Genomic DNA, 9,854 nt, shown 5'->3' on the forward strand with positions numbered 1-9,854 from the left:
ACGGCCTCATCAACCGCCCCCGTCCACCAGCACCTGGACCTCACCCACGGCGAGGGGTTGCTCTGCGGTGAGCAGCACGGTCTGCCCACCGCTGACGGGGGCTCCACCCGACACTCCGCTCCAGTCGACCTGCCAGATCCCGGTGGCGACCACCGGCCAGCGACCGGTGCCGCCCGTGCGTTCCGGCAACGAGCGCAACTCGTAGGTGTAGCCGCAGTCCGGCGACGGCCCGGACTGGCCGGCCCAGGGTGTGCCGGGGCCGGCACATCGAACTTGGGCGCCCGGTGGGCCCATCGTCCATTCGACCGCGACGAGCCGCGCAGTCGCGGTGACTTGCGAAGCTCCGGCCGTCGCCGTGGCTGACAGCGGCCCCGTTCCCTGCGGTCCGGGGTCGATCCACAGCCAGACGGGCACGCCGACGAACGCGAGTTCGGAGACCGACATCCGCACCGCGGGAGCGGGCAGGTCGAGCATCTCGATCGCCCGCTGGGCGAGGACCGCCGGAGAGACGGCTGGAGAGACGGCCGGAGGATCGATCTCGATGGGAGGCAGGTCGATCTCCCCTCGCCCCTCGACCGTGCCGCCGCCAAGAGGCAACGGTGCACCGGCCAGGGGCGGCGGCTTGCTCGCTGTCGACGAGGCCTCGGGAGTCGGCGAGCGGTTCTCCTCACGGCGCGCGGGCGCGGACCGCCTCCCTGGCCGGTCACGCGAGGGCGCGCTCGCACGCGGGCCGCCGGGGCGGGCGGGATCAGCGGCCTCGATGAGGCACCGTCCTGCCCCGTCGACGACTTTGCAGCCGCCGCCTTCCGGCGGCGCGTGTGCAGCTGTCGGCGCGGGCAGCACAACAAGGCCCAGGGCGAGCAGCGACACCGTCAGCACGGTTCGCTCACCGCCGGCGTGGTCTGCTCGACGAGCCAGCGGTCGCCGTCGCGCACCACCTCTGCCCGCAGTCGGAACCTCTGCAGCTGGTTCTCGAGGTCGTCGAGCGTCGCGCCGCTCGCATCGATCAGTCGCGAGTCGCCCAGATCGACGCAGTCGAGCACGGTGACGCTGTCCGGCGTCCCGCGGTCGACCACCGGCGACCGCGAGATCGTCCCCACCGTTCTGGCGGGAATGCTCGCGTAGTTCTCGACGTCGATGAGTGCCGTCTCGAGCGCTTGACCGCGCGAAACCGCTTCGAGCGCCGGCCGCCAGTCCCGCTCCGTGGGAGCGGCGCGGGCTGCGTCGGACACCTCCCAGAACGTCCGGTACGCCGCGAGGGCGGCGTCGTGCGGCGACGGCAGCGATCGTGGGGGAGGAGGCGGGGGCGCAGGTGACGGCGGGGGCGGTGTGGTGCCACAGCTCGCGACCACGAGTGCGGCAGCCATGACCCCGCACAGCATCGCGAGGCGCTCCCGTGCCTTCACCCCGATCCACCTCCTCGTCGTGCCGTCGATGGTGGTGCGGTCCGTGGTCGCTGCGTGGTCGCCGGCGTGGTCGTCCCGTGGCCGGCGCTGCGAGTTCTGCGATCCGGTGTGCTCTGGCCTACCAGACCGGTAGGCGTGTTCGTGGCGTTTTCGCAGAACTCCTCGGATCTGCTGGTTGACCACGTGGCCGTCGCTCTGTCCGGGGATGGTCGTTGGCGCTGTCCGACCGACGGAGGCGCGAATGCCTGGTTCAGCGCGCGAGCGCTACCTCCTGCACATGGCCCTTCGGATCGCCGGGGACGGGACGCGTGTCTTCCCGCTCCGGCCCCGCAGCAAGGTGCCGGCGCTCGATGAGGGGTGGCCGTCCTTGGCGACGCGGGACCCCGTGCAATTGCGCACGTGGTGGCGTGCACGGCCCTACAACATCGGCGTCGTGACGGGAGGGCCGTCCGGCCTCCTCGTCGTCGATCTCGACGCCCCGGCCCGCATCGGTGAGCCCCACGGACGGCAGGTGCTGGCCGATCTCGCCCGCGACGCCGGCGAGGCGATCCCCAGGGACACCCGCATCGTGAACACGCCCAGCGGCGGTCAGCACCTGTACTTCCGACTCCCGGAGGACGTCGAGCTGCGCAACACCGCGGGCTTCCTCGGCGCGCACATCGACACGCGCGCCTCCGGCGGGTACGTCGTCGGGCCTGGTTCAATCGTGCCCAAGGGGCGGTACCGCCTGGTAGTCGCGGCCGACCCGCAGCCGGTTCCAGACTGGCTGCTCGAGCGCCTCCGTCCGCCTGCCCCGAGCCATCGGCCGGCGGGACCGCTCCGCGCCGCCCGTACCAGCTCCGCCTACATCGCGGCGGCCGTACGGGGCGAGGCCGAGCGGGTAGCCACAGCCGCTGTCGGTACCCGCAACCATGCCTTGTTCCGTGCCGCCGCGCGGCTCGGCACGTTCGTTGCGGAGGGCACGCTCGCGGAGGCAGAAGCATGGCGCGTGCTGCGCGGGGCGGTGGAGGGACATCTCGGGGTAGGCGGATTCGGCGCCACGGAGGTCGAGCGCACGATCCGGTCCGGATTCCACCGAGCGACGCGCGACGCCGGCTTCGGCCTGCACAGGCATGCGACCGTAGGCCGCGACGGGCTGGTGCGATGACGATGTCGGAACGTCGCACCACAACAAGGTTCTCGGTGACCGAGCGCGTGGCCCGGGTCGAGAGGTTGAACGCCAAGCTCGCCGGCGCCGTGCAGGACCTGACCAGCAGCGAGCAATGGATGGCCATGCTGCGTACGGCAGCCGCCTTCCACGACTACAGCCCGCGCAACGTGCTGCTGCTCTGGATGCAGGCCCAGGAGAGAGACGTCGTACTCACCCGCGTCGCCGGCTACACGACGTGGCGTCGGCTCGGCCGATCCGTGCGTGCCGGCGAACGGGGCTTCGCGGTGCTCGCCCCGGTTACACGACGCCTCTCGGAGGACGACAAGGCGAAGGACGCGGGTCCGCTCACCGGTAAGCGGCGGATGGTCGGCGTGCGGGTGGCGCACGTGTTCGACGTCGCGCAGACGGTCGGGAAGCCGTTGCCGACGCCGCAGCCCCCGGCCGTCCTGCACGGCGCTGATGCGGGTCTCTGGGAACCGCTCGCGCACCTCGTCGACGAACACGGCTACGAGCTGCGCCGGTCGCCCGAGCTGGGCGACGTGCAGGGGTGGACGGATCATCGAGAGCGTGTCGTGTCGGTACGTCCCGATATCGAGGACGCTCAAGCGACCGCGGTACTGGCCCACGAGCTGGCGCACATCCGCGCCGACCACGAGCACCGGCCGATCAGCCGCGCTCAGCGGGAGACGGAGGCCGAGTCCGCCGCTCATGTCGTGCTCACCGCGCGGGGCCTCGACACGTCGGCTCTGGCGGTGCCCTACATCGCCGGCTGGAGCCGCGGTGACCCGAAGGTGATCGCCGAGGCTGCGGAGACCGTGCACAAGGTGGCCGCTGGCATGCTGGTTGACATCGAGCGACTCGTGGACGATGCAGAGCCAGACGCATCGGGGCCGGCGGTACGACGCACGCGGGGGAGCGACCTCGACCGACAGATCTCGAGGACCGTTCCGGCACCGAGAACTGGCCCTGCCGCCTCGCTGTAGCTCGGCGGAGTTGTCCACAGCTGCATGCAGCAACCAGTTGCGGGCGGCGCTGGCGCGGGCAGCCTCGCCGTCGTGCGTGCTGTCCTCATCGCAGTGTCGGCGATCCTGCTCGTGACCGGTTGTTCCCCCACGTCGGCTGTCGTCGCGCGGGCCGAGCAGGCGGGTTGCCGTTCCGTCCTCGCCGAGTACCAGCGCGTCGCGACCCGGACTGTGCTGTCGTTGAGTGCGCGGGAGTGCCGCCGGGACGGTGAGGAGCTGCTGCCCGTCGGGGAGGCCCTCGATGTCCTGCAGCGGTCTGCGTGGCAGGCGCGCGCGGCGCCGTTCGACACGATCTACGCGACTGTTTACCGGATCGCAGAGGCTCCTGATGATGTGCTCAGGGCATCGGCCATTGAAACGGACCGAGCTACGGCTACCTCCCGCTGGGGTTCACGGCCGGCCGATCTTGACAGTGAGTCCCGGAGGGCTGGACGTTCTGAGGTTCCTTGGGTGCTGCTCTTCGGCGCTGCAGCGGTCGGCTGGCTCGTTGTCCTGGCGACCGTCGTCAAGGCAGTGAGAGCCGGGCGCATCGAGATCGTCTACGTCATGCGCTGATCGGCGGTGGATCCTGATCCTCGTTGCAAGGACCGCGATCTCAATCGCCAGGAGATCGGGCACCGCGTCACGGTCATCGGTTCCGATGAGCATTGCCTGAACGCCGACCAACATCGGGACGACGACGTCTGCGATCGCTACCCAATGCTCGCTGACTGACCGCGAGACGGCACGTTCATCCCGGTCGTCCCGCGGCCGATGCTCCGGGAGAGGGCACCGCTCACGCGTTCAGTCGAAGCGACGGTTCCCGGTCGCGCGATCGACTGCACCGACGACGGCCATGGCGCACGCGGCCACGTCGTGTGGCACATCCCGGTAGCCGCGCCCCACCGCCTCAACAAGCGCGGCGAGGCTGGTGCTGACGTCGCCGCGCCGGACGTCGACATGCATGTCATGCGAGGCCACCTGGCGGAGGACGTCGGCGGTCTCGGAGAGGGCCCGCGCGGCGGCGAGCGCTGCCGCGTCGCGGCGCTCGTCACCGTAGTACGGCGTACACATGCCCCATGCTCCCTGGGTTGAGGTGGCGGCCGAGCCCTTCCCCGGCTCGGCCGCGGACGGGAACTTACCCCGGACCGAACATGCGTTCGAGTCGCTGTGCACTATTTCACCCGGTTGCGGTCGGTCCGCGCGCCGTCCGGTCATGGCGAGGAGTGCGGCGTCGCGGCCTGGCGTAGCCAGCGGGCGACGAGCAGTAACAACCTCAACCCCTTCACCGAACAGCTTTTGCCGTCGGGGCCGAACGAGTCAAGGAGTCACGCCGATGTCCGACATGCTCACTCCTGAGGAGCGGGCGGCCGCCGATGCCGCGGTGGCCCGCCTGCGTGCCGAGCGGGACGTCGCGGAGGCTGAGGCCCGCGGCCGCGCCGCGGGCGATCCGCACGGGATCGCGGACCAGTTCAGCCTCAGCTCTCCGCCGCCTGCGCGCAGGAAGAAGATGCGACGAAAGCTTCCGTGGGTCGTCGGTGGTAGCGTCGTCGCGCTGCTCGTGGTCATCGGCCTCGTGAACGGCAGCCAGAAGCCGACCGCGGCGGCCCCGACCCCGGCCGCGATCCCTTCGGCCGTGCCCGTTGCGCCGACCCTGCCCGCGGAGGAAGCGTCGGCAGAGGTCGGCCAGGCCGTCAGCAACGGCGGGATCACCCTCACAGTGACTGGGGCACGCGTCGTCGAGTCGGTCGAGATGAACGAGTCCAACTTCCGTCCGGGCTCCGGCTACGAGACCTACACAGAGACCCGACCGCAGCAGGGCGCGAAGTTCGTGATGATCCAAACCCGGATCTTCAACAGCGGGAAAAGCAGCGTCGACCTGACGTGCAGCTGGCCGGTCGACGCGAAGCTGATCGACGCTCTCGACCGCGAGTTCGACCCGATCGACGACCTGTACAAGCTCAAGGGCAACCCCGAGTGCAACTACCAGCTCCAGCCCGGGTTCGAGGCCGAGATGACCTACGTCCATCTCGTGCCCGAGGCGGCCACAATCACCGCATGGAGCTTCCGAGGCACCGCCGAGCTCGGGAGCACTGGGCCCGCCACCCTGGTGCGCGTTGAGGTATGAACGACGAACCGCGCCCCCATACTGCCGTGATCGGCGTGCGGCGCTGTCGTGTTTAGGGAGCCGGGTCAGTGCCGGTCGGTCTCGCTCGACCGCGTAGTCGTACGGGGTCCGCCGGGAACACGCCTCGAGCACCTGCTGCGTGGCGCAGTCGCCCGCTGGGTTGACGCCCACGACCCGGGACGTCGACGGCGCCAGAACGTGGATGAGCGGGCACGCCGCAGCGGGCATTGAGGCTCGGTGCGCTGCGCGGCCTCCGCCGGCATGACGATCCGGCGGCCGATCAGGCCGTGGGAGCTGTCCAGGAGCAGGCACCGCACCCTCGCGACCGCCCGGTCGAGCCACCGCGCCGTCCTCGACATTGCCCGGCAGCAACCTGAGCTCGCGGCCTGGGCTCGGCGGCTGCAGCGCCGGTACGCACCCCCGGAGAGTGACCGCCTCGGGGCGCCGCGCGCCAAATGTGCGATCACACCGTGATTGAGGTGCTGGCGGAAAGAGATCCCTGGTCGGCCAGTCGTATCGCATGCTCGGTGGCTTGCTCCGGCTGCACTGAATCGGGTCCGCTCGTGCAGGAAGCGCGCCGCCAGCTCTTCGTGCTCCTGTCCAGCACGAGGCGGCCGAAGACGCGTCGAGTTGCCGTTTTGTGGCGGGATCTTGTAATCATCCGCGAGGATGGTGCACATGGTCGACAGCGTTGTCGCGACACCAGCGGCCCGTCGAGCAATGGCTCGTGAGCGTCAGAAGGATCTCTATGGCACTTCGTTGCGGAGCCTCGTCCACGGCCTCGCTGAGGACTACGGGATCAGCCAGGCGCGCCTCGCACGCGTGCTCGGGATCAGCCCCGCGATGCTGTGTCAGCTGGTCTCGGGGGAGCGCATAAAGATCGGGGACCCGGTCGCGAGCGCTCGTCTGATGATCCTCGACCAGCGTCGTGCGCTCGTCCGCTGCCTGGACGATCGGCGAATCGAGGAGATCCTCGACGAGGTAGCTCGCATCCATGACCCATGGCCTCGAGGTGGCCGAACGGGTTCCATGGCGATTGGCGACCTGCGTGAGATCGCCGGCGCGGAGCAGCTCGAGGAGGCGGCGGTCAAGCTGGACGACGACTTCCCTCGGCTCGCCGACTTCCTTCGACGAGTAGCTCGCGACCGGTCGGCGTGAAGTTCCGCGGCGACGTGAGCGGGCTGTTGTAGGGGACTTGAGCGCCGGGGTCGGGCGGCGAACCGGCCGATCAAGTCACGTCGACGCCGGCGGCGGCGGCCAGGCCGGCGAGGTCGTGATCGAGCCTGCTGGGTTCTGGCTGGAGCACCCAGCCGTGCTCGACGCGGTGCATGGCGCCGAGTTGGAGCAGCCCGGTCGGTCCCGGGGTGGGGAGCTGGAGGCGACCGATCGGACGGCCGCTGTCGAGATCGAGGGCGTCGAGGACAGGCGACTGTGCGTGGTTGGCCGGTAGTTGCGCGACGAGCAGGATCTCGGTGACGTCGTCGGGCACGTTGGCCGGCATGACGTGGAGAGCGGTCGGCGCCCCGGTGTCGTCGGAGGCCAGCGTGATGGCGTTGCTCGGATGGTCGGGTTGGCCGTAGAAGACCATGTCGGAGTCGGATCGGACAACACCCCGGTCGCTGAGCAGGAACGCGATGGGATCGATCTCGGCATCGGTTCCCTCCGCGGCCTGGAGCACCAGTCGCAGGTGCTGCAATCCGTCGAGCGGCACGAGCTCACCCGCGGGCAGCTGGCGGCGTGTGGCTTTCCCGGCAACCGAAGGCTCCGACACGGTCTCGTCGTCCTCTGACGGAAGCTGCGGCGAGGTCTCGGGCGGTAGTGGAGCGAAGGTGGCGGACGCGCCGCTGGCGCGCCACTCGAGGGCCTCGACGGTCTCGGTGAACTCGAGCAGATGGCTTCCGGCGGTGTCGACGAGCAGGCCGCGGACCTCGGCGGGGGTGGTTCGGAAGAACTCGCGGTGCTGGTTGACTTTGTTGACCCGCTGTTCGGCGAGGGCTGCGTGCAGGCGGCCTTCGAGGCCGACGGCGTCGTCGCTGAAGACGAGGGCGTGGACGTCGAAGCGGAAGGGCACCGATGCGTCGCCCAGTTCCCGGACGCGGTCCATCGGCTCGAGCCGGCGAGTCATGCCGATCTTGACGACCTGTTCACCGAAGGAGCCGATGTTGCTGATGACGTAGACGTAGCCGGCGCGGGTGTTGGCGGCCCGTGCGTCCACGGTCGCGATGTCCGCTCCGAGCTTGTCCAGGTGGGCGCGGATCTCGGCGAGCGCGGACGGGTCCGCGGCGCGTTGTGTGATCAGGCGCTGGTACGCGCTGGAGTAGTGGGCCTGTTCCTTGAGCAGCTTCTGCTTCTCCCGCTCGAACTCGCGGCGGGCACGTTCCTCTTCGCGAGCCGCTTCCTTCTGAGCCCGGATGAGCTCGCGCTCGGTCTCCACCTTGGCGAGGTAGTCGGCTGTCAGTTCGATCTCGTAGATGCGCAGGCGATGGTAGCGCTCGGCGATCTCGATGCTCATGGTCCGGCCGAGCTTGGCGATCGTCGCCCGGGTCTTGTCCAGGCGTCGAAGTGTGTTGCCGAGGGTGTGCGGCTTGACTGTACGCACGCAGTTGTCGGCGTCCGCGTTGTATGCGCGCAGCATGAGCGTCGAGAAGTCCTTGACCATCTTGGCGCCTTGCGGGCGGGAGCCGTTGACGGACCAGTCGACGCGGCCCGTGACTGCTCTGCGCGCTGTAACTTCGATCTTGATGTCCGCCTTCAGATGTGTGAGCTGCTCCTTGTAGGCGACTGCTGTGTCGAGGGGGTGCACGTAGTCATAGACGCCGGCGGCCTGGAGCAGCGCATCGGCTCTCGTCTCGATCACCTCGGACTGTAGTCCGGCGAGTTCCAGCTGCACTTCCCCCAGCCGGATCCGCGCCGCGTGTTCTTCCCCAAGAACGCGCGCCAGTTGCTGCTCGGCTGCTTGTCGGCGCTGTGCACGCTGCCACTCGTCGAGCGCCCCGGCCTCGGCGAGCGCGGTGCGCGCGCGAGCGAGCTCGACCTCCAGTTCCTCGACTCGCCGTCGCCCGCCGAACAGCGCCACCTGGGCCTCCTCACGTCCTGCCTCGTCATGCGGCCGACTGAGAGCGCCGCCGCTGCCGTGGTGATCGTGATGAGGAGCGCGAACGTTGCAGGGTGAGGAGTTGCGGAGTCGTTACTGACGGTGCCGCCAGCGCCGCGGGATTGGCTACGAGCGCCTCGGTGGCTGTGTCGGGCGCTGGAGCCGGGACCACCAGCTTGGCGGCCAACGCACAAGTCGCCGCCGGCGGTGTGACTCGTAGGACCTCTTTGAGACGGGTGTTTGCAGGTCGACAGGAGGGCCAGCTGCTTGCATCGGGCGGGCCGAAAGCCGCTACAACGCGTCCGCAGGTAGGTGCACCCTCGCTCAGATCACGAGCGCAACCGTTAGCTCTCGCCGCGCTCTCTCAACTCGCGGAGCTGGCGGCGGATGTCCTCGAGATCCCACCGGTGATGCCCGGTCGGCAAGGTCAACGTCGGCGTGAGCAGCCCTCGCCGCGCGTAGGTGGCGAGGGTGCGCCGGTCGATGCCGAGGTGCTCTGCCGCCTGAGCGGTGGTCAGGAGCTTCGCAGGGGCCGGCACCCCCCGAACATAGGTGCGGCGCCCACGTCAGACCGTGTGCGTTTAGCCACTATAGCCATCCACGCCGATGTGGTCGATATGGTCGTGAAGGTCGGGTTGGTCAGTTGTCCGGTTCTGGGTCTATGCTGAGGCGCGACCCCCTAGACAGAGGGCGGCCCCGACTGGGTGCTGGTACACCCGGCCGGGGCCTTGATCCGACCTGAGGTTAGGCAGGTGCGGACCCGTGGCTGACCGTACAGAAGATCTCGGCGTGATTGCGGTACTGGCGTCCATGCCCGACGTGGTCATGCGGCTGTTGAAGGAGCACGAGCCGGATGGTTCCGGTCGGTGCCGTGGATGTGGGATGCCCGGCACCGGCACCCCTCACATCGCATCGCCGTGTGGGTTGCGGTCCGTTGCGGAGGCGGCTCGCCGGCTTCGCGCTGACCGCCGCTGACCGTGCTCGTGATCATCGTCGGCGTGGGCGCGGCAGCTTTCGTTGTCGGCGCGTTGGCGGGCTACTTGCTGTGTCGTTCGGTCCGCATGCCGCGTCGGTC

10 protein-coding genes are annotated in these 9,854 nt (G+C 69.5%); 5 read left to right on the forward strand and 5 right to left on the reverse strand.

What is annotated here, in order from left to right:
• Positions 1 to 9 precede the first annotated feature (9 nt).
• Both FB558_RS18260 and FB558_RS18265 read right to left on the reverse strand, forming a co-directional pair.
• Positions 10 to 870 (reverse strand): hypothetical protein, encoded by an 861-nt coding sequence (locus tag FB558_RS18260; protein WP_170231383.1) that lies wholly within the window; start codon positions 868 to 870, stop codon positions 10 to 12.
• A 2-nt stretch (positions 871 to 872) separates the two neighbouring features.
• On the reverse strand, positions 873 to 1,589 hold the full coding sequence (locus tag FB558_RS18265; RefSeq protein ID WP_142055057.1) for a hypothetical protein: 717 nt from the start codon (positions 1,587 to 1,589) through the stop codon (positions 873 to 875).
• A 94-nt stretch (positions 1,590 to 1,683) separates the two neighbouring features.
• Here FB558_RS18265 and FB558_RS18270 point away from each other — a divergent pair, with 94 nt between their 5' ends.
• The 3 genes from FB558_RS18270 to FB558_RS18280 all read left to right on the forward strand — a co-directional run bounded on the left by FB558_RS18270 (position 1,684) and on the right by FB558_RS18280 (position 4,133).
• Positions 1,684 to 2,553: a bifunctional DNA primase/polymerase gene (locus tag FB558_RS18270; RefSeq protein ID WP_170231384.1), complete on the forward strand. Its 870-nt coding sequence runs from the start codon at positions 1,684 to 1,686 to the stop codon at positions 2,551 to 2,553.
• A 35-nt stretch (positions 2,554 to 2,588) separates the two neighbouring features.
• On the forward strand, positions 2,589 to 3,539 hold the full coding sequence (locus FB558_RS18275; RefSeq protein ID WP_170231385.1) for an ArdC-like ssDNA-binding domain-containing protein: 951 nt from the start codon (positions 2,589 to 2,591) through the stop codon (positions 3,537 to 3,539).
• Positions 3,540 to 3,611: 72 nt separating this feature from the next.
• On the forward strand, positions 3,612 to 4,133 hold the full coding sequence (locus FB558_RS18280; protein ID WP_142055063.1) for a hypothetical protein: 522 nt from the start codon (positions 3,612 to 3,614) through the stop codon (positions 4,131 to 4,133).
• 228 nt (positions 4,134 to 4,361) lie between these two features.
• On the opposite strand, the gene FB558_RS18285 is transcribed toward FB558_RS18280, so the two are convergent.
• On the reverse strand, positions 4,362 to 4,631 hold the full coding sequence (locus FB558_RS18285; protein ID WP_142055065.1) for a hypothetical protein: 270 nt from the start codon (positions 4,629 to 4,631) through the stop codon (positions 4,362 to 4,364).
• 262 nt (positions 4,632 to 4,893) lie between these two features.
• On the opposite strand from FB558_RS18285, the gene FB558_RS18290 reads away from it, so the two are divergent.
• Both FB558_RS18290 and FB558_RS18295 read left to right on the forward strand, forming a co-directional pair.
• On the forward strand, positions 4,894 to 5,685 hold the full coding sequence (locus tag FB558_RS18290; RefSeq protein ID WP_142055066.1) for a DUF4352 domain-containing protein: 792 nt from the start codon (positions 4,894 to 4,896) through the stop codon (positions 5,683 to 5,685).
• 678 nt (positions 5,686 to 6,363) lie between these two features.
• Entirely contained in the window at positions 6,364 to 6,843 is a 480-nt protein-coding gene (locus tag FB558_RS18295; protein ID WP_142055068.1) for an XRE family transcriptional regulator, read from the forward strand.
• A 70-nt stretch (positions 6,844 to 6,913) separates the two neighbouring features.
• Here the strand turns inward: FB558_RS18295 and FB558_RS18300 are convergent, their stop codons facing one another.
• Together FB558_RS18300 and FB558_RS18305 are read right to left on the reverse strand one after the other, a co-directional pair.
• A complete protein-coding gene (locus FB558_RS18300; RefSeq protein ID WP_142055070.1) occupies positions 6,914 to 8,761 on the reverse strand; it encodes an SNIPE associated domain-containing protein in 1,848 nt (615 codons plus the stop codon).
• 362 nt (positions 8,762 to 9,123) lie between these two features.
• On the reverse strand, positions 9,124 to 9,318 hold the full coding sequence (locus FB558_RS18305; RefSeq protein ID WP_094930065.1) for a helix-turn-helix domain-containing protein: 195 nt from the start codon (positions 9,316 to 9,318) through the stop codon (positions 9,124 to 9,126).
• Positions 9,319 to 9,854 lie beyond the last annotated feature (536 nt).

This window comes from Pseudonocardia kunmingensis (genome assembly GCF_006716445.1).
Classification (GTDB): Bacteria; Actinomycetota; Actinomycetes; order Mycobacteriales; family Pseudonocardiaceae; genus Pseudonocardia; species Pseudonocardia kunmingensis.